Raw genomic sequence first — 23,203 nt, 5'->3', positions numbered from 1 at the left:
ATCGGTGAACACCACAAAACGGGCATTGCCGCCCTGGGCCGCCCGCCAGCCCTCGCCCATTTCCATCAATTGCTGGTGGTACTGCGAGTTCTTGGGCACCAGGCTGCCGATGCGCAGCTGCACCGGCGCCTGCGCCCAGGCGCTGCCGGTGGCGGACATCAAGGCCAGCAGCATCAAGGCGGCGGCGTGGCGGCGGTGGAGTTGGGTCATCGGCAGCCTGGTGCCCAAGAACTCGCCATACCACCAGCAGCTGATGGAGAGGGGCGAGAGCTGGCGCGCCGCGCAAGGCGGCACTGCGCGCTTCGTGGCCTTCACCGATGGCAGCCAGGGCGGCGAGGCCGAGCTGGCGCGGCGCATGCGCATCGGCCAGCTGCAGGGCGCGTTGATGTCGGTGGTGGGGCGGCGCGAGATCGAGCCCACGGTGGCTGCGCTGCAAAACCTGCCGCTGCTGTTCCGCAACTGGGACGAGGTGGACCATGTGCGCGAGAAGATGCGCCCGGCGATGGAGAAGCGCTTTCTGGAGCGCGGCTTCGTGGTGGTGGCCTGGGGCGATGCGGGCTGGGTGCGCTTCTTCTCCAAGGAGCCGGCGCTGCGGCCGGATGACTTCAAGCGCATGAAGTTCTTCGCCTGGGGCTCGGAGCCCGAGCAGCAGGCCATCATGAAGAGCCTGGGCTACACGCCGGTGCCGCTGGAGACGGCCGACATCCTGCCCGCGATGCAGACCGGCATGATCAATGTGGTGCCTTCGACGCCCTACTTCGCGCTGGCCAGCCAGGTCTACGACACCGCCAAGAACATGCTGGACATCAATTGGGCGCCCATCGTCGGCGCGCTGGTGGTCACCAAGAAGGCCTGGGACGCGATGTCACCCGCCGCCCAGCAGGCGCTGAAGAGCGGCGGCGAGAAGGCCGGCGTGGTGATGCGCCAGCAGGCCCGCAAGGAAGTGGACGAGGCGGTGGAGGCGATGAAGAAGCGCGGCCTCAAGGTGAACAAGCCCTCGGCCGAGCAGATGCGCGAATGGAACGAACTGGCCGAGCGCCTGTACCCGCGCATCCGCGGCAGCATGGTGCCGGCCGACACCTTTGACGAAGTCTTCATGCATCTGAAGGCCTACCGCGCCAGCAAGGGGCAGTGAGTGAGCATGGCTGAACAAGCCGCGCTGCCTGCAGCCGGCGGGCCGGCGCGCTGGCTGGCGCGCTTCGACGAAGGCCTCGCCTCGGTGGCGCTGGCGCTGATGGTGCTGCTGCCGCTGGCCGAGATCGCGCTGCGCCCGCTGATGGGCCGCGGCATCGAGAACGCGTCGGTGCTGGTGCAGCACCTGGGCCTGCTGCTGGCGATGTTCGGCGCGGTGGCGGCCGAGCGCCATGGCCATCTCAGCACGCTGGGCAGCAGCCTGGGCCAGCTGGGCAGCGAACGCAGCCGGGCCTGGGTGCAGGCCTTCGCCAAGGGCAGCGCCGCGCTGCTATGCGGCATGCTGGCGCTGGCCAGCTGGCGCTTCGTGGCCAGCGAGATCGAAGGTGCGCAGACACTGGCCTACGGCCTGCCGGTGTGGTGGGTGCAGGCCGGCATGCCGCTGGGCTTTGCGCTGCTGGGCTTCAAGCTGGGCCTGCGCTGCGCGCCAGGCCTGCTGGCACGCCTCGCGCTGGGCCTGACGCTGCCGCTGGGCGGCTGGCTGCTGGCCGCCGCGGGCGATGGCCAGGGCGGCCTGCTGTGGCCGGCGCTGGCCTTGCTGCTGCTGGCGCTGCTGGCGGGTGCTCCGGTGTTTGCGGTGCTGGGAGGACTGGCGCTGGCGCTGTTCTGGAGCGACGGGCTGCCGCTGGCTTCGATCGCGCTGTCGCACTACCAGATCACCGTCAACCCTTCGCTGCCGGCGCTGCCGCTGTTCACGCTGGCCGGCCTGGTGATGGCACGCACCGGCGCGGCACAGCGCCTGGGCACGCTGTTCGTGGCGCTGTTCGGCGGCGGTGCGCGCGGCACGGTGCTGGCGGCAGCGGTGCTGTGCTCGGCCTTCACCGCCTTCACCGGCGGCAGCGGCGTGACGATTCTGGCGCTGGGTGGCTTGCTGCTGCCCCTGCTGCGCAATGCCGGCTATCCCGAGCAGCGCGGCATCGGCCTGGTGACCAGCGCCAGCGCCTTGGGCGTGCTGCTGGCGCCTTCGGTGCCGCTGATCATGTATGCGGTGATCGCCCGTGTGCCCATCATGGACATGTTCCTGGCCGGCCTGCTGCCGGCCCTGGTGATGGTGGCCTGCCTGCTGCTGTTTGGCGGCTTCTTGCGTGGGGGTGGTAGCGCCCCGGCCACCCCAGCAAGCCGGCCGAACGCGCGCCAGGCAATGGCAGCGGCCTGGACCGCCAAGTGGGAGATCCTGGCGCCGGTGGTGGCCATCGGCTCGCTGGCCAGCGGCCTGGCCACACCCACCGAGAGTGCCGCGCTGACGGCCGCCTATGCACTGCTGACCCAGGCGCTGGCGCACCGCGAGCTGGGCTGGCGCCGGCTGGCGCGTTGCCTGTCCGAATGCGCGCAGCTGATCGGCGGCGTGATGCTGATCCTGGGCATGGCGCTGGCGCTGACCAACTTCCTGGTGGATGCGGGCATTCCGGACCGGGCCGTGGAATGGGTGCAGGGCGCCATCCCGAACAAGTACCTGTTCCTGCTGGCCCTGTGCGCCTTCCTGTTTGTCGCGGCGGCCCTGATGGAGATCTTTGCCGCCATCGCGGTGCTGGTGCCCCTGCTGCTGCCGCTGGCCCTGGCCTACGGCATCGACCCGGTGCACTTCGGCATCATCTTCCTGGCCGCGATGGAGGTGGGCTTTCTGTGCCCGCCGGCCGGCATGAACATCTACTTTGCGGCCGCCATGTTCGGCAAGTCGATCCGCTATGTGGCGAGCGCGGTGCTGCCGGCCATGCTCGCCATCTTTGTGGGTACGCTGCTGATTGCGCTGCTGCCGGGCTTAAGCCTCGGGCTGGCAGCGCTCATGCGCTAGCCAGAGCAAGCGGCGCTCATGCGCTCGTCAGCTCCTGCCGGAGGGTCTTAGCCGCCTCCACCATATGCCGCAGCGCGGCCTCGGTCTCGGGCCAGGCGCGGGTCTTGAGGCCGCAGTCGGGGTTGACCCAGAGCTGGTCGGCCGGGATCACCTCGGCCGCCTTGCGCAGCAGGCGCAGCATCTCCTCGCGGGCCGGCACGCGGGGCGAGTGTATGTCGTAGACACCAGGGCCGATCTCGTTGGGGTAGCGGAAGTCGCCAAAGCCGCGCAGCAGCTCCATGCCGGAGCGGCTGGTCTCGATGGTGATCACATCCGCATCCAGGGCCGCAATCTCGGGCAGGATGTCGTTGAACTCTGCGTAGCACATATGGGTGTGGATCTGGGTGCGGTCCGCCGCCACGCCGGCACTGATGCGGAAGGCGCGCGTGGCCCAGGCCAGGTAGTCGGCCCAGTCGCGCTGGCGCAGGGGCAGGCCTTCGCGCAAGGCAGGCTCGTCGATCTGGATCACGGCAATGCCGGCGGCTTCCAGATCGGCCACCTCGTCGCGTATGGCCAGGGCCAGCTGCAGGGCGGTGTCGGCGCGCGGCTGGTCGTCGCGCACGAAGGACCACTGCAGCATGGTGATGGGCCCGGTGAGCATGCCCTTCATGGGGAGCGGGGTCAGGCTTTGCGCGTAAAGCGTCCAGTCCACCGTCATGGGCTGGGGACGGGCCACATCGCCAAAGAGAATGGGCGGCTTCACGCAGCGCGAGCCGTAGGACTGCACCCAGCCTTGAGCGCTGAAGGCATAGCCTTGCAGCTGCTCGCCGAAGTACTCGACCATGTCATTGCGCTCGGCCTCGCCGTGCACCAGCACGTCCAAGCCCAGTTCCTCCTGCTTGCGCACGGCCAGGGCGATCTCGCGCTGCATGGCGGCGCGGTACTCGGCCTCGGACAGCTCGCCGCGCTTGTGGGCGGCGCGGGCCGCGCGGATCTCGACCGTCTGCGGGAAGGAGCCGATGGTGGTGGTCGGGAAGGCCGGCAAGGCGAGGCGCTGGCGCTGCAGCGGGCGGCGCTGGGCAAAGGGCGAGGCGCGGCGGTCGGCATCGGCGCCCAGCCCGGCCAGGCGGGCGGCCACCGAGGGGCGGCGCACGCGCGGGCTGTCGCGGCGGCTGGCCAGGGCGGCGCGGTTCTCGGCCAGGGCCTGGGCCAGCGTGGCGTCCGGCGCGGCCTGCGAGCCGGCTTCATCGGCCTCCTCCGCCCACAAGGCACGCTCCAGCAGGCGCAGCTCGGCCAGCTTTTCCTCGGCGCCGCTGAGCCAGCTGCGCAGCTCGGCGTCCAGGCCGGCGTCCTCGCGCAGCCGGTAAGGCACATGCAGCAAGGAGCAGGAGGCGGCTACCCAGAGCCGCCCGCCGCGCAGGGCCCGCAGCGTGCGCAGGCGAGCTAGCGCCGCGTCCAGATCGGCGCGCCAGATATTGCGGCCGTCGATGATGCCCACCGAGAGCTCGCGCTCGGCCGGCAGCGCGCGGGCCGCCCGCTCCAGCTCCTCGCCGCCGCGCACCGCGTCCAGATGCAGGCCCGCCACCGGCAGGCTGCAGGCCAGGTCCAGGTTCTCGCCCAGGGGGCCGAAGTAGCTGGCCAGCAGGATCTGCTGCTCGCCACGAGCCAGCTGCTCATAGGCCTGCAGCAGCGCGGCGCGCCAGGGCTCGCCCAGTTCCAGGCCGAGGATGGGCTCGTCCAGCTGCACCCAGGACACGCCGCGCGCCGCCAGCTTGTCCAGCAGGGCGGCATAGGCCTTGAGCAGCCCGGGCAGCAGGCTCAAGCGATCAAAGCCGGTCTGGTGGCTCTTGCCCAGGTGCAGAAAGCTCACCGGCCCCAGCAGGGCCACCTTGGGCGTGGCCGGCAGGGCCAGGGCCTCGTCCAGCTCGGCCAGCAGACGTTCGGGCTGCAGGCTGAAGCGGGTGGCGGCGTCGAACTCGGGCACCAGATAGTGGTAGTTGGTGTCGAACCACTTGGTCATCTCCAGCGCCGGCTGGCCGCGCGGCTGCTCAGGTCCGGCGGGCGTGCCGCGGGCCATGGCGAAGTAACGCGCCAGGGCCGGCTCCTCGCCGCTGAAGCCGAAGCGCGCGGGCTCGCAGCCGAAGAGCTGGATCAGATTGGCCACCTGGTCGTAGAAGGCGAAATCGCCCACGGTGACAAAGCCCAGGCCGGCGTCCAGCTGCAGGCGCCAGTGGCGCTCGCGCAGGCGGCGGCCCACCTGCTCCAGGGCCGCGGCATCGATTTCGCCGCGCCAGTGGCGCTCCAGGGCGGTTTTCAGTTCGCGCTGCGCGCCGATGCGGGGAAAGCCCAGAACATGAGTTTTGATCATGGAAAAACGTGATGACAATGAAAACGATTCGCCATGATCCCGTCTTCGCCTCTATGATTCAAACGAAACGTTTTTGGGTTCACACTGAATTTCACTCATGCAATCCCCGCTGGAGCTGCGCCATCTGAAAACCCTGCTGGCCCTGCGCGAGGCCGGCAACCTCTCGCGGGCAGCCCAGCTGCTCAATCTCACCCAGTCCGCCCTCTCCCACCAGCTCAAGGCCCTGGAGGCGCATTACGGCGCCAGCCTCTTCGAGCGCAAGTCCAGCCCGGTGGTCTTTGGCGCTGCTGGCCAGCGCCTGCTGCGCCTGGCCGAGCAGGTGCTGCCCCAGGTGGAGGAAGCCGAGCGCGATGTGGGCCGCCTGGTGGCGGGTTCGGCCGGCCAGCTGCGCATTGCCGTGGAATGCCACACCTGCTTTGACTGGCTGATGCCGGCCATGGATGCCTTCCGCGCCCGCTGGCCCGAGGTGGAGCTGGACATCGTCTCGGGCTTTCATGCCGACCCGGTGGGCCTGCTGCACCAGGACCGGGCCGAGCTGGCCATCGTCTCCGAGCTGGACGCGGACGAGCGCGAGGTGGCTGTGCACCCGCTCTTCGCCTTCGAAATCGTGGCTCTGCTGCCCAAGGGTCATGTCTTGCTGGGCAAGCCCTGGCTGGAGGCTCAGGACTTTGCCGAGCAGACACTGATCACCTACCCCGTGCCCGACGAGATGCTGGACCTGGTGCGCCGGGTGCTGCAGCCCGCGGGCGTGAGCCCGGCCGCGCGGCGCAGCACCGAGCTGACCGTGGCCATGCTGCAGCTGGTGGCCAGCGGGCGAGGCATTGCCGCCCTGCCCTTGTGGGCCGTGGAGCACTATCTGGCGCGCGGCTATGTGGCGCAGCAGCGCATTGGCGAGGCCGGGCTCACCGGTCGTCTCTACGCCGTGAGCAGCCAGCGCCTCGCAGGCAAGCCCTTTCTGGCCGATTTCGTGCGCCTGATGCGCGAGACATCGCTGATCAATCTGCCGGGAGTGAGTCTGCTCTGAGCGGACTCCCGGCACCCGCCTGCGGCCTCAGCCCTGCGATTCGTCTTCGTCGGGGCTGTCATCGATCAGGCGATCGAAATCGGCGGCGCCTGCGATGGCCTTGGGAATCAGCGGCTTGTCCAGCGGACGGTAGATGCGGCTGTGCAGGCGCTTGAGGCGCTCGGAGCGCTCCACGGCGCGGTTGACCTGATCGGGGTCGAGCAGCATGGCAAAGGGATGAGGAACCAGTTCCGACTTGTGCAGCAGCATGATGAGGACTCCTGAAGCGATGGAATCCACTCTAGGCATCTGCACGCCATGCGCCCATTGGGCCGGCCACCAAATGGCGTGTCGGCTTTTTTCCTAGGGCTTGTCAGCCGCGGCGCGCAGCTGACGCGCCAGACGGTCGCGGCCGGCTCGCTCGGCAAAGTCGGCCGCGGTCTGGCCCTGCTCATTGCGCAGGCCGGCCTTGGCCCCCGCCTTGAGCAGGCGCTCTGCGCTGCTGATGCCGCCATAGCCGGCGGCCAGCATCAGGGGCGTGCTGCCATTGGGGGAGCGCGCATCGATCTCGGCGCCTTGCAGCAAGAGCCAGTCCACCACGCCCTCGTCCGGGCCGCTGCAGGCGTAATGCAAGGGGGCCCAGCCCGGACGATTGATCTCAGCGCCGCGCTGGCGCAAGGCCTGGACCCAGTCCAAACGCCCGCGCAGGGCGGCCAGCATCAGCGGCGTCTCCCCCGCGGCGTTGGCCAGGTTCATGTCCAGCCCGGGGTGTTCCAGCAGGCTCTTGAGGGCTTTCTCGGACTCTTCCTTGAGCGCAATGAGCAGGGCCGTCTGGCCGCGCTCGTCACGCGCATTGGGATTGGCGCCGCGCAGCAGCAGGCTCATGATGCGCCGCCCGTCATCCAGACGCGCGGCCTGCAGCAGATCGGCGTTCAGCGTCTCGGCCGCAGCGCCGCCCAGCAGGCCCAGTCCGAGCACCGAGCCCAGCACCACGCCCAGCAGCCCACGCCGCTGGCAGCCGGTGGCAAGCGCCCTCGCCCGCTTCATGCTTCAGCGCAGGCCAAAGAGCCTGCGGCTGTTGGCCGTGGTGGCCTCGGCCACGGCTTCCAGGCTCAGGCCGCGCAGCTCGGCGATCTGGGCCGCCACATGGGGCACATAGGCGGGCTGGTTGAGCTTGCCGCGGTAGGGCACGGGGGCCAGATAGGGGCTGTCGGTCTCGATCAGGATGCGGTCCAGCGGCAGGGCCTTGGCCACCTCGCGCAGATCGGCCGCGTTCTTGAAGGTCAGGATGCCCGAGAAGGAGATGTGAAAACCCAGGTCCACCGCGGCGCGTGCCACCTCGGCCGTCTCGGTGAAGCAATGGAACACGCCCACACGGTCGCCACCGGCGTTCTCCTCGCGCAGCAGACGCAGGGTGTCCTCGCTGGCGCTGCGGGTGTGAACCACCAGGGGCTTGTCACAGCGCTGAGCGGCACGGATATGGGTGCGGAAGCGCTCGCGCTGCCACTCCATATCGGCCACGCTGCGGCCGTTCAGCCGGTAGTAATCCAGACCGGTTTCACCAATGGCCACCACCTTGGGATCCCGGGCGCCGTCCAGCAGTTCCTCGAGGCTGGGCTCATGCACATCCTCGTTGTCGGGATGCACGCCCACGGTGGCCCAGAGCTGCTCATGCGCCGCGGCCAAGGCCCGTACCTGGGGGAACTCCTCCATGGTGGTGCAGATGCAGATGGCCTGCGCCACCTGGGCGGCGCTCATGGCGGCGAGCAGCTCGGGGATCTGGGCGCTGAGCTCGGGAAAGCTCAGATGGCAATGGGAATCGATGAACATGCGGAGACAGGAATCAGTCGCGGGCCTACAGGGCCGGCGCTCACAGCGTTTGAGTGGGCTTGGCCGAGGAGATCATGGTGCCCAGCAGCTCCTCGATCTTGAGCTTGATGAGGCGGTGCTTCTCGTCCGGCGGAAAGCGCACGCCCACACCCTGGGTGCGACCACCCGAGGCATTGGCCGGGGTGATCCAGCCCACCTTGCCGGCCACGGGATAGCGCTGTGGATCGTCGGGCAAGGAGAGCAGCAGGTAGATGTCCTCACCCAGGCGGTAGTCGCGGTTGGTGGGCACGAAGAGGCCGCCATCCGAGAACATGGGAATGTAGGCTGCATACAGCGCACCCTTTTCCCGGAAGACCAGCTGGATCACGCTGGGGCGGGCACCGGCGGCGGCCGTGGGTAATGCGGCGGCGGGGGGACGGGCGGGCAACTCACTCATAGTGGACTCAGTGTAGCCAATGCCTGCGGGCGCAGCGGCGACTCAGGCACGCGGCACATTGCGCTCGGGATTGCGCTCGGGATGCAGGGCGGCCTGCCCCTGCAGCAGCAGGGATTCCAGCAGCAGGCCGGCATTGAGCGGATGCTCGGCATGGCGTGCCGCCTGTTGCAGCACCCGGCTCCAGGCCGTGACGGCACTGGCTAGCGGCTTCTTGGGCAGACTGGCCGCGGGACAGAAGCGCGGCGCCGCGCCATGAGCTAGGCACAGCAGATCGTGGGCCAGGCGCGGCAGGGTGTCGAGGGCGCGGGGCACGGGCCAGTCGGCAATGGCCGCCACCTCACCGCGCGCCAGCCGGCCCGGCAGGGCCAGCCAGGTCGCGGCCTTGAGCCCATCCTGCGCCCAATCCAGGGCCTGCTGGGGCCGGCCGCCCGCGGCCGCCAGCAAGACCTCGGCCTGCTCCACGCCGCGCGCGGCCAGCCAGTCACGGGCCTGGGCCGCATCGGGCAGGCCCAGGGGCACGGGCTGGCAGCGGCTGCGAATGGTGGGCAGCAGGGCCTGGGGCGCCATGCTGGCCAGGGCGAAGCGCAGCGCGCCGGCCGGCTCCTCCAGGGTCTTGAGCAGGGCATTGGCGGCCACGGTGTTCAGGGCCTCGGCCGGGTAGACCACCACCACCTTGGCGCGACCGCGGGCCGGCGTGGTCTGGGTAAAGCCCAGCATGGCGCGCACCGCATCGATCTTGATCTCGCGGCTGGGCTTGCTCTTGCTCTCCTTGCCTTCCTTGCCCTCGGCCTCTTCGGCGGCCCAGCCCAGGGGCTCGCGCAGCGCGTCGGGCAGCAGGATCTGGAAGTCGGGGTGGGTGCGCGACTGAAAGAGCTTGCAGCTGCCGCAGTGGCCGCAGGCGCGGCCGTCGGCCGGCCGGGCCTCGGGTGCAGCCTCGCAGAGCCAGGCCTGGGCCAGCAGCAGGGCCAGATCGAACTGGCCCACGCCGGCCGGGCCCTGCACCAGCAGAGCGTGCGAGCGCGCATGCGCCAGGGCCTGGGCCAGGGGCTGGGCCAACCAGGGCAGATCGAGGGCGTCCATCACCAGCCCCGGGCTTCCAGGGCCACGGCCACCTGGGCGGCCACGCTGGCGATATCGCCGCTGGCGTCGATGCGCACAAAGCGCTGCGGCGCGGCGGCGGCGCGGGCGGCATAGCCGGCGCGCACGCGGTTGAAGAAGTCCAGATCCTGCTGCTCGAAGCGGTCGGCCTCGCGCGCCGCGGCGCGGCGCTGGGCGGCCTGCTCGGCGGGCAGATCGAACCACAGGGTCAGGTCTGGCTGGCGGCCCTGCAGCACCCATTGCTCCAGCGTGGCCAGCACCTGCAGGTCCATGCCGCGGCCATGGCCCTGGTAGGCAAAGCTGGCATCGGCAAAGCGGTCGCAGACCACGGTCTGGCCGGCGGCCAGGGCCGGCTCGATGACCTTGACCAGGTGGTCGCGCCGGCCGGCGAAGACCAGCAGGGCCTCGGTCAGATGATCCATGCCCTCGTGCAGAAAGAGGCCGCGCAGGGTCTCGGCCAGGGGCGTGCCGCCGGGCTCGCGGGTGTTGAGCACCGTGGCGCCGCGCGCGCGCAGGCGCGCGCTCACCGCCTCGATATGGGTGGACTTGCCGGCACCGTCGATGCCTTCGAAGCTGATGAAACGGGCGCTGCTGCTGCTCACGGGAGGATGGGCGACGGCTACTTCTGGCCGCGCTGGTATTTGTTGACGGCGCGATTATGCGCGGCCAGGTCTTCGCTGAACTGGCTGCTGCCGTCCCCGCGTGCCACGAAATACAAAGCCCGGCTGGTGGCCGGGTGCAGGGTGGCCTGCAGCGAGGCCATACCCGGCATGGCGATGGGCGTGGGCGGCAGGCCGCCACGGGTGTAGGTGTTGAAGGGCGTGTCGGTCTGCAGATCGCGCTTGCGCAGATTGCCGTCGAAGGCCTCGCCCAGGCCGTAGATCACGGTGGGATCGGTCTGCAGCGGCATGCCTATCTTCAGCCGGTTGATGAAGACCGAGGCCACCATGCCGCGGTCGGCGGGGGCGCCGGTCTCTTTCTCCACGATGGAAGCCAGGATCAGGGCCTCGGCCGGGCTCTTGAGCGGCAGGCCCTCGGCGCGGCCGGCCCAGGCGCTTTCCAGGCGGCGCTGCATGGCGGCATGGGCGCGCTTCATCACGGTGAGGTCGCTGACGCCGCGGCTGTAGGCATAGGTGTCGGGAAAAAAGGCGCCCTCGGCCGGCCAGTCCGGGCTGCCCAGGGCGGCCATCAGCTCGCGCTCGCTCATGCCCGCACTCAGGGGCTTGAGGCTGGGCGCCTTGGCCAGGGCGGCGCGGAACTGGCGGAAGTTCCAGCCCTCGATCAGGCGCACCACCTCCAGCACCTCGTCGCCGCGGACCATCTTGTCCAGCAACTGGCGCGGCGTGATGCCCTCATGCACTTCATAACTGCCGGCCCGGATCTGGCGGGCCTGGCCCGACCAGCGGAACCACTGGTAGAGCAGGCGCGCGTCGGTCTGCACGCCCGCGCCCACCCAGCCCTGCGCCACTTGCTGGGGCGAGGTGCCGGGCTCGATGGACAGCTCCACCGAGGCCTGAGCCAGGGACAGCGGTCGCTGCAGCCACCACCAGGCCGCGCCGCCCAGCACTGCGCCCAGCAAGAGCAGCAGGGCCAGAGCGGCCGCCAGCACGCCCAGCAGGCGCCCTTGTTGCCGGCGCGAGCGCGGCGGCCTTCCCATGCGATTTGTTGTGCCAGACAAGACCTGAGGCCCCCTAGGTGATGCGGGCGCTGATGATAATCGCGGCATGAGCGAGATCTCCCCCACCCAAGAATTTCGAGTGACCGGCGGCGCCCTGCGCCTGAACGACTGGGGCGTGATGCGCGCCCAGGGCGAGGAGGCGGCCAAGTTCCTGCATGGTCAGCTGACCCAGGACACGGTGCTGCAGACGCCCGAGCAGGGGCGTCTGGCCGGCTACTGCTCGCCCAAGGGCCGGCTGCTGGCCCTGATGCTGGCCATCAAGACCGGCCCAGAGCAGCTCTTGCTGCCCCTGCCGGCCGAACTGCTGCCGGCCACGCTCAAGCGCCTGTCCATGTTCGTGCTGCGCGCCAAGTGCAAGCTCAGCGACGCCAGTGGCGAGCTGGCCGTCTGGGGCCTGGCGGGCACGGTGGCCCAGACCTGGCTGGGCGCCGAGGCGCCGGCCGCCATCTGGGGCGTGAGCCGCCGCGGTGAGGCCGCCTGGGTGCTGCGCCTGCCGGACGCCGGCACGCCGCGCTATGTGCTGATCCAGGACAGCGAGGCCGAGGCCCCTGCCCTGCCGGCCCTGTCGGCCGATGACTGGGCCTGGCTGGAAGTCGAGGCCGGCCTGGCCTGGGTGCGCCAGCCCACGGTAGAGCAGTTCGTGCCCCAGATGCTGAATCTGGAGCTGCTGGGCGGCGTGAATTTCCAGAAGGGCTGCTACCCCGGCCAGGAGGTGGTGGCGCGCAGCCAGTACCGCGGCACGGTCAAGCGCCGCACCTATCTGTTCGAGACCGCGGGCGAGGCCAGCCTGGGTCAGGAAATCTTCCACAGCGGTGATGCCGAGCAGCCGGCGGGTCTGGTGGCGGCCGTGGCCCGTCGCGAGGGCCGCAGCCTGCTGCTGGCCGAGGTGAAGCTGGCGGCCCTGGAGGCGGGCAGCCTGCACCTGGGCTCGGCAGGCGGCGCTGCCCTCAGCCTGCGCCCCTTGCCCTATGCCGTGGGAGAACCGCAATGAGCGCGGCCAACAGTCCCAAGCCGGCCTACGAGCTGTTTGTCTATTACCGCGTGCGGGCCGATCAGGCACAGGCCGCACAAGCGGCCTTCGAGGCCGAACGGGCGGGGCGAGCGATGCGCCTGCTGCAGCGCCACGACCCGGACCCCAGCCTGCTGACCTGGATGGAGGTCTATCCCGCCGAGCTGCTGGGTGCCGAGGCCGCCATGGCCACCGTCATGGGGCCCTTCGTGCAGGGCCTGCGTCACCGCGAGACCTTTGAGCCCCTGTTGGGCTGAGCACGCGCCAGGAGCCGACAGGAGCCGCCGGGAGCCGGCTTTCTCAAAGCGTGCGCACCATCTCCACATGGGCGATGCCGGCCTCTTCAAACACCGGACCGCGGCGCTGGAAACCGGCCCGGGCATAAAAGCCCTCGGCTGAAAGCTGGGCGTGCAGCAAGACCTCGCGGTCGCCGCGCTCGCGTGCCGAGCGCATCAGGGCCTCAAGCAATTCCCGACCCACGCGGCTGCCGCGCAAGCTGGCCGAGACGGCCATGCGGCCAATCTTGGCCACGCCGGGCACATGCTCAAGCAGGCGGCCGGTGCCCAGGGGCCGGCCCAGGCGGTTGTAGGCCACGGCGTGCATGCAGCTGGCGTCGGCACTGTCCCACTCCATCTCGGCCGGGATGCCCTGCTCCTGCACGAATACGGCCTGGCGGATGGCGCTGGCATCCTCGCCCAGCGCAGCCCAGTCGCCCAGACGCACCGTCACCATGGACTCGCCGCGCTCGAAGCCCAGGAGCAGCTCGCGCAGGGCGGCGGGCACCGGCAGCGGGCGGCGCTCCTGGGCATGGGCGAAGACATAGACCATCTCGGCATGCACCAGGCACTGCTCGGCCCGGAACACGGCGCAGCGCAGGGTGAGGGAGCTGTTGCCCACGCGCTCGCAGCGCACGCCCACGTCCAGCTGCTCGTCATAGCGCGCCGCATCCAGGTATTCCAGCGTGGCCTTGCGCACAAAGAGATCACCGCCCAGCCCCGCCATGGTCTGGGCATAGGGCAGCGCCAGGGCGCGCCAGTAGGCACCGACCGCGGTGTCGATGTAATTCAGGTAGTGGCCATTGAAGACGATGTGCTGGGCATCGATCTCGGCCCAGCGCACGCGCAGGCGTTCGAAACTGCGGAACTCGGCGCGGCGCGGGGTGGGCGCAGCAGGGCTTGCGGGCGTGCTCATCGCTCGAACGCCTCCTTCAAGGCCAGGCCGCAGGCCTCCAGGGCCTGCAAGGCCTCGGGGATCTGCCGCCCCATCTTGATGAAATCATGGGTCACGCCGCGGTATAGCTCCAGCTGCACCACATTGCCGGCGGCGCGCAAGGTGTCGGCGTAGGCAATGCCCTCGTCCACCAGGGGATCGCATTCGGCCAGCACCAGGCAGGCCGGGGCCAGGCCGCTGTGGTCCTCGGCCTCCAGCGGCGCAAAGCGCCAGTCGCGGCGATGGTGGTACTCGATGTAGTGGCTGAAGAACCACTCGATGCCGGCGGCATCCAGCAGAAAGCCGTTGGCAAAGAGCTTGTGCGAGGGCGTGTCCGCATGGGCCGTGGCGCCGGGCGTGATCAGCAGCTGCAGGGCCAGATCAATGCCCTGCTGGCGCGCATGCAGGGCGCTCACCGCGGCCAAGGTGCCGCCCGCGCTATCACCGCCCACGGCGATGCGCGAGGGATCCAGCCCCAGGGTCTGGGCCGAAACCGCCAGCCAGCGCAGCACGGCCCAGCAGTCCTCCACCGCGGCCGGAAAGCGGTGTTCCGGCGCCAGGCGGTAGTCCAGCGAGATCACGGCCGCCCCGCTCTTGAGCGCCAGCTGCCGGCACAGGCTGTCATGGGTCTCCAGGCTGCCGATGGTGAAGCCGCCGCCATGGAAGTACAGCAGCACGGGCAGGCCGGCGGCCTCGCTGGGCGCGTACAGGCGGGCGGCCAGCGGCCCCTCGGCGCCCGGCAGCTGCAGGTTTTCGATCCTGGGCAGGGGCGCACGCGGCAGATCCAGGATCTCGGCGCCCATGAGATAGGCGATGCGCGCCTGCTTGGGCGTCAGGCTGTGGAAGGCGGGACGGTTGGCGCGGTGTATGCGCTCCAGGACACCGGCCATGCGCGGTGTCAGCAAGCTACTACTCAAGGGGAACTCCAGCGGATGACGCTCGGGAACAACGGCGCGCAGTGTGCCAGAGCGGCGCGGGACGCTGCGCTGCGCGGCCATTGCGCTACAACTCCAAGGGCTTGCTCAGACGCAAAAAGCCCGCGGCTTGTGGCCGCGGGCCGGGTGCCCCGTCGAGACCATGACGGGGCGCTTGGGTAGCTCTTGCGGGTGGCCGCACCAGGACGGCCGCCCCCGCGATCAGCCGTGCTTGGCGTCGAAGAACTGCTCGTCTTCGGTGGAGCCCTTCAGGGCCGCGGTGGAAGCTTCGGCCTCAATGGTGGTGGTCACGGCATCAAAGTAGCCGGTACCGACCTCGCGCTGGTGCTTGACGGCGGTGAAACCGCGGTCGGCGGCGGCGAACTCCTTCTCCTGCAGCTCGACGAAGGCGCTCATATTGTTGCGAGCGTAGCCGTAGGCCAGGTCGAACATCGAGTAGTTCAGGCTGTGGAAGCCGGCCAGGGTGATGAACTGGAACTTGTAGCCCATGGCGCCCAGCTCGCGCTGGAACTTGGCGATGGTGGCGTCGTCCAGATTCTTCTTCCAGTTGAAGCTGGGCGAGCAGTTGTAGGCCAGCAGCTTGCCGGGGAACTTGGCGTGGATGGCGTCTGCAAAGGCCTTGGCGAAGGCCAGGTCGGGCTTACCGGTCTCGCACCAGATCATGTCGGCATAGGGCGCATAGGCCAGGCCGCGGCTGATGGCCTGATCCAGACCGTTGCGGGTGCGGAAGAAGCCTTCCACGGTGCGCTCGCCGGTGCAGAAGGGCTTGTCGTTATCGTCCACGTCGGTGGTGACCAGGTCACCGGCCTCGGCATCGGTGCGAGCCAGCAGCACGGTGGGCACGCCCATCACATCAGCGGCCAGACGGGCGGCGACCAGCTTGGCCACGGCCTCGCGGGTCGGCACCAGCACCTTGCCACCCATATGGCCGCACTTCTTGGCAGCGGCCAGCTGATCTTCGAAGTGCACGCCGGCGGCACCCGCGTCGATCATGGCCTTCATCAGCTCGAAGGCGTTCAGCACGCCGCCAAAGCCGGCTTCGGCATCGGCCACGATGGGGGCGAAGAAGTCGGTGTCGTTCTTGCCCTCGCTCCACTGGATCTCGTCAGCGCGCTTGAAGGTGGCGTTGATGCGCTTGACGACCTTGGGCACCGAGTCCACCGAGTACAGCGACTGGTCGGGGTACATCTCGCCATTGCTGTTGGCATCACCGGCGACCTGCCAGCCCGACAGATAGATGGCCTTCAGGCCGGCCTTGACCTGCTGCATGGCCTGGTTGCCGGTCAAGGCGCCCAGGGCGTTGATGAAGGGCTCGGTGTTGACCAGGTTCCAGAGCTTCTCGGCGCCGCGCTGGGCCAGGGTGTGCTCGATCTTCAGCGAGCCGCGCAGGCGCACCACATCGGCGGCGGTGTAGCCGCGCTTGATGCCCTTCCAACGGGGGTTCTCGGCCCAGTCCTTCTCAAGGGCGGCAATCTGCTGTTCGCGGGTCAGGGTGCTCATGGTGATGCTCCTACAGGGGTGGTTCGGAAGAGGAAAAACTTCGCTGTTGATGGCTCTAAGCGTAGTCCTCCCCCACCCGCCGCGGAAGTGTTATGTCTTATATAAGACTAAAAATTTACACCATGAAAATCAATGACTTACACCATAAATTTCGAATCGCGAAAAGTAATTCACCATAATGAGAAAAATTGCGGCAGCGCAGCAAGCGCTGCTTTCACGATCCGAAAGAGTCATTTCGCATCGTGAAAACCCAGATTCAGAGCCCGCCAACAAAGTAGCGCTTGAGGCCGGCCAGGATCATTTCCACCGCGATGGCCGTCAGAACTAGACCCATCAACTTCTCGATGGCCGAGACCACGGAGTCGCCCAGGAGCTTGCGGATGCGGTCGGCCAGGATCAGCACCACAAAGGACACGACCATGGCCGTGACCAGGGCACCAATCCATTCGCCGATGCGCTCGGGCTGGCGCGAGGCCAGCAACAAGACCGTGGCCATGGCCGAGGGACCGGCCAGCAGCGGCACCGCCAAGGGAAAGACAAAGGGCTCGCGGCCGGGCTCAAGCCCGTAGGCCGACTCGCTGCTGCTGCCAAAGATCATGCGGATGGCGATGATCAAGAGGATCACGCCGCCCGCCACCTCCAGCGAGCGCTCAGAGAGGTGCATCAGGCGCAGAAAGGCGTCGCCCAGGAACATGAAGGTGAGCAGCACCACGAAGGCGATGCCGATTTCGCGCAGCGCCACCAGGGTGCGCCGTTCCTTGGGCACGGCGCGCATGATGGAGATGAAGATGGGCAGGCTGCCCAGAGGATCCAGCACCAGCAGCAGCAGGATCAGGGCGGAGAGAAAACTATGGTCCATGGCCGCTATTGTCGCGCCCGGCCTGCTGGACAATGCAAGCCCTATGGACAAGGCCACCCTCCCCCTGGACGCGATCGACCGGCGCATCGTGGAAATCCTGCAGCGCAACGGGCGGTTGTCGAATGTGGATCTGGCGGCCGAGATCCACCTCTCGCCGCCCCAGACCCTGCGGCGCGTCAAGCTGCTGGAGGAGCGCGGCGTGCTGCGTGGCTACCGCGCCCTGGTCGATCCGGCCTCGCTGGGCCTGGGCGTGACGGCCTATGTGAGCCTGAGCATCGAAGCCGCCGCCTTCGGCCGGGTGCGCGAGATCGAGGCCCTGATCCGGGACTTTCCGGAGATCCTGGAGTGCCACACCGTCTCGGGCGACAGCGACTACCTGCTCAAGGTGGTGGGCAGCGACCTCAAGACCCTGTCCCAGTTTCTGGCGGACAAGCTGATGCAGGTGCCGGGCGTGGCCGATATCCGGACCATGATCTGCCTGGAGGAGATCAAACCGCCCGCGCCCCTGCCCGTTCGATAGGCCCGACTCAAGCGCGAGGATGATGCGCGGCGTGGATGGCCTTGAGCCTCTCCCGCGCCACATGGGTGTAGATCTGGGTGGTGGACAGATCGGCATGGCCCAGCAGCAGCTGCACCGCACGCAGGTCGGCACCATGGTTGAGCAGATGGGTGGCGAAGGCGTGGCGCAGGGTGTGGGGTGAGAGGGGCGCCGTGATGCCGGCAGCCAGGGCATGCTTCTTGACCAGGGTCCAGAACATCTGGCGCGTCATGCCCTCGCCGCGCACCGTGACGAACAGCGCGTCAGAGCGCTGCGCCTTGAGCAGGGCGGGCCGTGCCTCCTGCAGATAGCGCATCAGCCAGGCATGGGCTTCCTCGCCAAAGGGCACCAGGCGCTCCTTGGCGCCCTTGCCGGTGATGCGCAGCACCGCCTCCTTGAACCCGACATGCACGCTCTTGAGCGTGACCAGCTCGCTCACCCGCAGGCCGCTGGCATACATCAGCTCCAGCATGGCGCGGTCGCGCAGACCCAGGGGACTCTGCACATCGGGCGCACCGAGCAGGGCTTCCACCTGCCCCTGGCTCAGGGTCTTGGGCACACGCAGCGGCTGTTTGGCGGCGGCCAGGCGCAGGGTCGGGTCTTGCGTGATGCGCTGCTCACGCAGCGCCCAGCGAAAGTAGCGCTTGAAGACCGAGAGCCGGCGGTTGGCCGAGGTGGCCCGGCTGCCCGCGTGGCGGGCGCTGGCATAGGCGAGCAGCTGCAACTCATCCGCCTGGTCCAGGCTCAAACCTGGGCCGGCCGCCAGCCAGTCGGCCAGCAGGGCCAGATCGCGCCGGTAGGCCGCCAGGGTGTTGGCCGACAGCCCATCCTCCAGCCACAGGGACTCGGCAAAACGCTCGATGGCCTGCTGGCTGTGCTCGCGCGGGAGAGTGCTCATGCGGATTGGCTTGGGTGTGGAACGAAAAAAGGAGCGCCGCAGCGCCCCTCTCTCATGCCGCCAAAAGGCTCATCAATCCAGCTTGAGCTTTTGCTGCTGCACCACGCGCTTGTAGACCTCGAACTCGGCACGGGCCTCGGCGGCGAACTGCTCGGGCGTGTTGGCCACGATGATGGAGCCCGTGTCCTCGATGCGCTTGCGCACGTCCGGCAGCTCCAAGGTCTTCTTGACGGCGGCGTTGACCTTGTCCACCACGTCCTTGGGCAGACCCTTGGGGCCGTGGATGCCGTAGTAGGCCATGCGGTTCACCGGCTCCAGGCCCATTTCCTTGAAGGTGGGCACATTCGGCAGCACGCTCAGGCGATTGGGCGCGGCGACCACGATGGGGATCAGGCGACCATCGCGGATAAAGGGCAGCGCCGAGGGCAGATTGTCAAAGATGATGGGCACCTGGCCCGCCACGGTGTCGTTCAGGGCCGGGCCGGCACCGCGATAGGGGATGTGCAGCACGAAGACACCGGCCAGGCTCTTGTACAGCTCCATCTGCATATGGCCGATGCCGCCAGTGCCCGAGCTGGCGAAGCTGTGCTTGCCGGGGTTCTTCTTGAGTTCAGCGACAAAACCCTTGTAGTCACGGGCCGGGAAGGAGGGGTGAACCGCGATCACATTGGGCGTGGCCGCCACATTGATGATGGAGGTGAAGTCCGTGAGCGGGTTGTAAGGTGTCTTGGGATTGATGGCCGGGTTGGAGGCCGTGGTCGAAACGGTGGCCATGCCCAGGGTGTAGCCATCGGGCGCCGCCTTGACGATTTCGTTGGCGCCGATGATGCCGCCGCCGCCCGCCTTGTTGTCCACGATCATCTGCTGCCCCAGGGCCGCATTGACCTTGTCCGCCACGACGCGGGCCACGATGTCCGTGGTGCCACCGGGCGCGAAGGGAACGATCAGGCGCACCGGCTTGGCAGGATAGGCCTGCGCAAGCGCCAAGGGACTGAGCAGGGCACCTGTTGCCAGCACTCCACAACGACGCATCCAGTTTCGACGGCTCATGGCCTTTCTCCTCGTTTTGTAATCAAGAAAATCACACAGCATCTCGCTCCCCTGTGATGCTAGGGGCGCGACACGCCAAGCATGCTAGCGGAACTACGTAAGTCCCTGGGCTTGGGCCTGGCTTCAGTCGGGTGAACCACCCAGCAGGCCGCGCTTGAGCCGGGCATCCACGGGCCGCTGGCCCAGGAAAACCTTGAGCAGGGCCGTGTAGAAAGCCCCACCGGCAATGGGAGCGCCAATCGCACGTCCGTTCAGGCGGATCTGGGTGGCCTGACTGGGCAGTTGATCGAGCTCGATCAAGTCCTTGTTGCGCACCTTGCCCACCGCGCGCAGCTGGCTGACGAATTGGGACAGAGACGGGGCGATCTCGGCCTGTTCGGCCTCGCTGCAATTGCGCCGCACGCCCTTTTCAACCGCCTTGATGAATTCCTCGGTACTCACATCCAGCAGCATCAGGATCTGCAGCTTCTTGGGGCCGGCGGCCGCATAGATCGCTTCCGGGCTGCTGGCGGGTTGCGGCAGGTACAGGGCCGCCAGATAGCCCTTGATCACCGCCACGGCACGCTTGCCGACCCCATTCAGGCTGAGCCGCTGCCCTTCGAGCTCCAGACTGTCGGGAAAGTCATGGCCCTCATAGCGGCGTGCCAGGGCCGGACGCGCCGCGATCAGGCTGGCGGCCACGGCCAGCAAAAAAAGACGTCGCCGGCGTACGCGGGGTGCGCTGCTCGCCCGCGGGCGCGAGGGCGCAAACAAGGCATTTTTCAAACTGGACTCCTGGAACTGGCTCGGCAACAAGGCAGCAGCCTAACGCAGGGCTGTGGGTTCCGGCTGACAAGGGGGCAAGCTTTGGCTCACGGCGCTGGCACACTGGCCGAGCCATGCCCGATGTCCTGCTCCTGCTGCCCGACGCCTTGCTGATCCTGGCGGGCTTTCTGATCTGCCGCTACACCGCCCTGGATCGTCCCATCTGGGAGGCCGCCGAAAAGCTGGTCTATTACCTGCTCTTCCCGGTGCTGCTGTTTAACAGCATCGTGCGCACGCCGCTACAACCCGCCGAGACCCTGAGCCTGGGTGGCGCCGGCATGGCCGTGGTGCTGCTGGGCATGGGCCTGGCCTATGCGCTGCGCGCCTGGCCGGGCGTGGATGCGCGCGCCCATGCCTCGGGCGCCCAGGTGGCCTTTCGCTTCAACTCTTATGTGGCCCTGGCCCTGGCCGAGCGCCTGCAGGGCGCCCAGGGCGTGGCCTGGGTGGCCTTGCTGGTGGCTCTGTGCGTGCCCCTGTGCAATGTCGGCGCGGTGCTGCCCCTGGCCCGTCATGGCGGACACGGCCTGATCCGCGAGCTGGCACGCAACCCGCTGATCCTGGGCACCCTGGCCGGGCTGGCGGCCAATCTGGCGGGCCTGCGCCTGCCCGAGCCGGCCGCGCTCACCCTGCACCGCATCGGCCTGGCCGCCCTGCCCCTGGGCCTGATGGCCGTGGGCGCCGGCCTGCGCCTGGGCGCGCTGCGCGATGCGCCGGGCCTGGCCACCGCCTTGCTCGCCATACGGCATGCCGCGCTGCCGCTCTTCGCCCTGGGCCTGGGGCGCTGGCTGGACTTGCCAGACGGCCAGCAACTGGTACTGCTGATGTTTGCGGCCCTGCCCACGGCCTCCAGCTGCTATGTGCTGGCGGCGCGCATGGGCGGCCATGCCGCCTTCGTGGCCGGTCTCGTGACCCTATCCACCCTGGTGGGCATGCTCAGCCTGCCCGTCTGGCTGGGGCTGTGGCAGGGCCTGCGCTAGCGCCCAGTCGATGTGCTCGGCCAGCAAGGCATCGGCCAGCGGGCGCTGGGACTCCAGCGCGGCACGGATGTCGCCGTCGTCACCGTGGCGCAGCGCATTGCCCAGGGCCACGGCGATATTGCGGCGCCAGCGCGCGTGCCCGATGCGACGTATGGCCGTGCCCTCGGTACGGCGCAGGAACTCGGCCTCATCCCAGGCCCAGAGCGTGAGCAGATCGGCGTCCCGCCAGGGCTGGCGTACCTCAAAGTCCGGCAACAGGCTGCGCTGGGCGAATTTGTTCCAGGGGCAGGCCAGCTGGCAATCGTCGCAGCCGTAGATGCGGTTGCCCAGGGCCGGGCGCAGCGCCTCGGGAATAGGGCCGTCATGCTCGATGGTCAGGTAGGAGATGCAGCGCCGCGCATCCACCCGGTAGGGCGCGACGATGGCCTGGGTGGGGCAGATGTCCAGGCAGGCGCTGCACTGGCCGCAATGCGCACTCACGGGCTCGGACAGCGGCAGGGGCAGATCCAGATAGATCTCGCCCAGAAAGAACATGGAACCATGCTCGCGATGCAGGGTCAGGGTGTGCTTGCCGCGCCAGCCTATGCCTGAGCGCGAGGCCAGCTCCACCTCCAGCACCGGGGCCGAGTCGGTGAAGACGCGGTGGCCGAAGGGCCCGATGGTCTGGGCCAGCTTGTCCGCCAGCTGCTGCAGCCGCGCGCGCAGCACCTTGTGATAGTCGCGCCCCCGGGCATAGAGCGAGACCTGGGCGCGCCGGGGTGTGCCCAGGCCCTGCCACTCGATGGCCTGCCAGTCCTCGGTGCTGCTGGCCGGGCGGTAGTCCATGCGGGCGGTCAGCACCCGCAGCGTGCCGGGCACCAGCTCGGCGGGACGAGCCCGCTTGAGCCCGTGCGCGGCCATATAGTGCATCTCGCCGTGAAAGCCGGCCTCCAGCCAGGCCAGCAGACCCGGCTCGGCGCTGGCAAGGTCGATATCGGCCACGCCAATCTGTGAAAATCCCAGCTCACGCGCCCAGGCGCGCAGCTGCTGCATCAGCTGATCTGTATCGATGGTTTGCCGCGGAGCCCCGTTCATTTGAGCATTCTAGAAACCCGCCACCTGGTCTGGCCCGAGGAGGCCGCCACCCAAGCCTTTGCCGCGCGCCTGGCCGCGCTGCCGGCCCTGCGCGACGCGACGATTGAACTGCATGGCGGACTGGGCGCCGGCAAGACCAGCCTGGTGCGCCATCTGCTGCGCGCCCTGGGCGTGGCGGGCCGCATCAAGAGCCCCAGCTACGCGGTGCTGGAGAGCTATGAGCTGGCCGACTGGGGCGGCCAGGGCGAGGTCAGCCACTTCGACTTCTACCGCTTCAGCGACCCGCGCGAGTGGGAAGACGCGGGCTTTCGCGAGATCTTCGCCCGCCCCGGACTCAAGCTCTGCGAATGGCCCGAGAAGGCCGCCGGCATGCTGCCCGAGCCCGATCTGCGACTGCACCTGGACATCCGCACCGAGGACGAAGCCCGCCTGGTGCGCCTGGAGGCCTGCACGCCCCGGGGTCAGGCCTTGCTGCAGGGGAGTCTTGACGCATGAGCGCCAATTCTCGCCGGCGCGCGCTGCGCCGCATGGGCAGCCTGGCCCTGCTGCTGCAAGCACCCACCCTGGTCCGGGCGGCCAGCGCTGCCAGCATCGTGGCCGTGCGGGTCTGGCCCGCCGCCGACTACACCCGCGTCACCCTGGAATCCGACCGCCCCTTGGCGGCCAAGTACTTTCTGGTGGACAGCCCCGACCGGCTGGTGATCGACATCGACGGCCTGGAGCTCAGCCCCGGCCTGCGCGAGCTGCTGGGCAAGATCAAGCCCGACGATCCTTTCATCGCCGCGGTTCGCGTGGGTCAGAACCAGCCCCGCGTGGTGCGCATCGTGCTGGACCTCAAGCAGGTGGTGGCGCCGCAGATCTTCACCCTGGAACCGGTGGCGGCCTACAAGCACCGCCTGGTCTTCGATCTCTACCCGCAGCAGGAGCGCGACCCGCTGCTGGCCCTGATCCGGGAGAAGGAGCAGGCCGAGACCC

General features: G+C 68.7%; 25 protein-coding genes and 1 pseudogene. 9 read left to right on the top strand and 17 right to left on the bottom strand.

The features are described 5' to 3' along the window. Positions 1-210 (bottom strand): annotated as a pseudogene (locus ACK5F2_RS07700) (C4-dicarboxylate ABC transporter substrate-binding protein); the annotation flags it as partial. Between ACK5F2_RS07700 and dctP the strand changes: the two are divergent. Together dctP and ACK5F2_RS07690 are read left to right on the top strand one after the other, a co-directional pair. Beyond that, positions 110-1,135, top strand: coding sequence for a TRAP transporter substrate-binding protein DctP (gene dctP / locus ACK5F2_RS07695; protein WP_409863896.1), 1,026 nt, complete (start codon positions 110-112; stop codon positions 1,133-1,135). The pseudogene ACK5F2_RS07700 and the gene dctP sit on opposite strands and share 101 nt — an antisense overlap. Before the next feature lie 6 nt (positions 1,136-1,141). Further along, positions 1,142-2,983 carry a TRAP transporter large permease subunit gene (locus ACK5F2_RS07690; RefSeq protein ID WP_409863895.1) on the top strand — a complete coding sequence of 614 codons (1,842 nt, stop codon included), beginning with the start codon at positions 1,142-1,144 and terminating at the stop codon, positions 2,981-2,983. 16 nt (positions 2,984-2,999) lie between these two features. On the opposite strand, the gene metE is transcribed toward ACK5F2_RS07690, so the two are convergent. Further along, the gene (gene metE, locus ACK5F2_RS07685) at positions 3,000-5,330 is read right to left on the bottom strand and encodes a 5-methyltetrahydropteroyltriglutamate--homocysteine S-methyltransferase (protein WP_409863894.1); all 2,331 of its coding nucleotides are present in this window, start codon (positions 5,328-5,330) and stop codon (positions 3,000-3,002) included. 97 nt (positions 5,331-5,427) lie between these two features. On the opposite strand from metE, the gene ACK5F2_RS07680 reads away from it, so the two are divergent. Then, the gene (locus tag ACK5F2_RS07680) at positions 5,428-6,354 is read left to right on the top strand and encodes a LysR family transcriptional regulator (protein ID WP_409863893.1); all 927 of its coding nucleotides are present in this window, start codon (positions 5,428-5,430) and stop codon (positions 6,352-6,354) included. A gap of 27 nt (positions 6,355-6,381) precedes the next feature. On the opposite strand, the gene ACK5F2_RS07675 is transcribed toward ACK5F2_RS07680, so the two are convergent. From ACK5F2_RS07675 to mltG, 7 genes are all read right to left on the bottom strand, one after another. Beyond that, positions 6,382-6,603: a hypothetical protein gene (locus tag ACK5F2_RS07675; protein ID WP_409863892.1), complete on the bottom strand. Its 222-nt coding sequence runs from the start codon at positions 6,601-6,603 to the stop codon at positions 6,382-6,384. Between the two features lie 93 nt (positions 6,604-6,696). Then, a complete protein-coding gene (locus ACK5F2_RS07670) occupies positions 6,697-7,380 on the bottom strand; it encodes an ankyrin repeat domain-containing protein (RefSeq protein WP_409863891.1) in 684 nt (227 codons plus the stop codon). 3 nt (positions 7,381-7,383) lie between these two features. Further along, positions 7,384-8,163: a TatD family hydrolase gene (locus ACK5F2_RS07665; RefSeq protein WP_409863890.1), complete on the bottom strand. Its 780-nt coding sequence runs from the start codon at positions 8,161-8,163 to the stop codon at positions 7,384-7,386. A gap of 40 nt (positions 8,164-8,203) precedes the next feature. Further along, on the bottom strand, positions 8,204-8,599 hold the full coding sequence (locus tag ACK5F2_RS07660) for a PilZ domain-containing protein (protein ID WP_211343850.1): 396 nt from the start codon (positions 8,597-8,599) through the stop codon (positions 8,204-8,206). Between the two features lie 42 nt (positions 8,600-8,641). After that, the gene (gene holB / locus ACK5F2_RS07655; protein WP_409863889.1) at positions 8,642-9,679 is read right to left on the bottom strand and encodes a DNA polymerase III subunit delta'; all 1,038 of its coding nucleotides are present in this window, start codon (positions 9,677-9,679) and stop codon (positions 8,642-8,644) included. Then, positions 9,679-10,299, bottom strand: coding sequence for a dTMP kinase (tmk, locus tag ACK5F2_RS07650; protein WP_409863888.1), 621 nt, complete (start codon positions 10,297-10,299; stop codon positions 9,679-9,681). Before tmk ends, holB begins: the two co-directional genes overlap by 1 nt. A 17-nt stretch (positions 10,300-10,316) precedes the next feature. Then, positions 10,317-11,312, bottom strand: coding sequence for an endolytic transglycosylase MltG (mltG, locus tag ACK5F2_RS07645; protein ID WP_409863899.1), 996 nt, complete (start codon positions 11,310-11,312; stop codon positions 10,317-10,319). 109 nt (positions 11,313-11,421) lie between these two features. Here mltG and ACK5F2_RS07640 point away from each other — a divergent pair, with 109 nt between their 5' ends. After that, entirely contained in the window at positions 11,422-12,366 is a 945-nt protein-coding gene (locus tag ACK5F2_RS07640; RefSeq protein WP_409863887.1) for a YgfZ/GcvT domain-containing protein, read from the top strand. Further along, positions 12,363-12,641 (top strand): DUF4936 family protein, encoded by a 279-nt coding sequence (locus tag ACK5F2_RS07635; RefSeq protein ID WP_409863885.1) that lies wholly within the window; start codon positions 12,363-12,365, stop codon positions 12,639-12,641. The genes ACK5F2_RS07640 and ACK5F2_RS07635 overlap by 4 nt, the downstream gene beginning before the upstream one ends. Before the next feature lie 43 nt (positions 12,642-12,684). Here ACK5F2_RS07635 and ACK5F2_RS07630 read toward each other — a convergent pair whose 3' ends face one another. The 4 genes from ACK5F2_RS07630 to ACK5F2_RS07615 form a co-directional block, all read right to left on the bottom strand. Next, positions 12,685-13,575, bottom strand: a complete 891-nt coding sequence (locus ACK5F2_RS07630; RefSeq protein ID WP_409863884.1) for a YbgC/FadM family acyl-CoA thioesterase — start codon at positions 13,573-13,575, stop codon at positions 12,685-12,687. Further along, positions 13,572-14,483, bottom strand: a complete 912-nt coding sequence (locus ACK5F2_RS07625; protein WP_409863898.1) for an alpha/beta hydrolase — start codon at positions 14,481-14,483, stop codon at positions 13,572-13,574. Before ACK5F2_RS07625 ends, ACK5F2_RS07630 begins: the two co-directional genes overlap by 4 nt. A 246-nt stretch (positions 14,484-14,729) precedes the next feature. Further along, complete coding sequence (gene aceA / locus ACK5F2_RS07620) at positions 14,730-16,028, bottom strand: isocitrate lyase (protein ID WP_409847463.1); 1,299 nt, start codon at positions 16,026-16,028, stop codon at positions 14,730-14,732. Positions 16,029-16,284: 256 nt separating this feature from the next. Beyond that, a complete protein-coding gene (locus tag ACK5F2_RS07615) occupies positions 16,285-16,887 on the bottom strand; it encodes a MarC family protein (protein WP_409863882.1) in 603 nt (200 codons plus the stop codon). A gap of 43 nt (positions 16,888-16,930) precedes the next feature. Here ACK5F2_RS07615 and ACK5F2_RS07610 point away from each other — a divergent pair, with 43 nt between their 5' ends. Beyond that, on the top strand, positions 16,931-17,407 hold the full coding sequence (locus ACK5F2_RS07610) for an Lrp/AsnC family transcriptional regulator (protein ID WP_409863897.1): 477 nt from the start codon (positions 16,931-16,933) through the stop codon (positions 17,405-17,407). Between the two features lie 7 nt (positions 17,408-17,414). Here ACK5F2_RS07610 and xerD read toward each other — a convergent pair whose 3' ends face one another. The 3 genes from xerD to ACK5F2_RS07595 all read right to left on the bottom strand — a co-directional run bounded on the left by xerD (position 17,415) and on the right by ACK5F2_RS07595 (position 20,054). Next, positions 17,415-18,323 (bottom strand): site-specific tyrosine recombinase XerD, encoded by a 909-nt coding sequence (xerD, locus tag ACK5F2_RS07605; protein WP_409863880.1) that lies wholly within the window; start codon positions 18,321-18,323, stop codon positions 17,415-17,417. 72 nt (positions 18,324-18,395) lie between these two features. Beyond that, entirely contained in the window at positions 18,396-19,373 is a 978-nt protein-coding gene (locus ACK5F2_RS07600; RefSeq protein WP_409863878.1) for a tripartite tricarboxylate transporter substrate binding protein BugE, read from the bottom strand. A gap of 123 nt (positions 19,374-19,496) precedes the next feature. Continuing rightward, positions 19,497-20,054, bottom strand: a complete 558-nt coding sequence (locus ACK5F2_RS07595; RefSeq protein ID WP_409863877.1) for a chalcone isomerase family protein — start codon at positions 20,052-20,054, stop codon at positions 19,497-19,499. Positions 20,055-20,251: 197 nt separating this feature from the next. On the opposite strand from ACK5F2_RS07595, the gene ACK5F2_RS07590 reads away from it, so the two are divergent. Continuing rightward, positions 20,252-21,154: an AEC family transporter gene (locus ACK5F2_RS07590; RefSeq protein ID WP_409863876.1), complete on the top strand. Its 903-nt coding sequence runs from the start codon at positions 20,252-20,254 to the stop codon at positions 21,152-21,154. Here ACK5F2_RS07590 and queG read toward each other — a convergent pair. After that, positions 21,089-22,228 (bottom strand): tRNA epoxyqueuosine(34) reductase QueG, encoded by a 1,140-nt coding sequence (gene queG, locus ACK5F2_RS07585; protein WP_409863874.1) that lies wholly within the window; start codon positions 22,226-22,228, stop codon positions 21,089-21,091. The two genes, ACK5F2_RS07590 and queG, sit on opposite strands and share 66 nt — an antisense overlap. Between queG and tsaE the strand changes: the two genes are divergently transcribed. Together tsaE and ACK5F2_RS07575 are read left to right on the top strand one after the other, a co-directional pair. After that, positions 22,229-22,723, top strand: coding sequence for a tRNA (adenosine(37)-N6)-threonylcarbamoyltransferase complex ATPase subunit type 1 TsaE (gene tsaE / locus ACK5F2_RS07580; protein WP_409863872.1), 495 nt, complete (start codon positions 22,229-22,231; stop codon positions 22,721-22,723). Next, on the top strand, positions 22,720-23,203 hold a 484-nt coding region (locus tag ACK5F2_RS07575; RefSeq protein ID WP_409863870.1), incomplete at its 3' end, for an AMIN domain-containing protein. The genes tsaE and ACK5F2_RS07575, both read left to right, overlap by 4 nt.

Origin of the sequence: Roseateles sp., assembly GCF_046300915.1 — a bacterium.
Classification (GTDB): Bacteria; Pseudomonadota; Gammaproteobacteria; order Burkholderiales; family Burkholderiaceae_C; genus Kinneretia.
The sequence above is the reverse complement of the archived record's forward strand: the minus strand, read 5'-3'. Positions and strand labels throughout refer to the sequence as shown.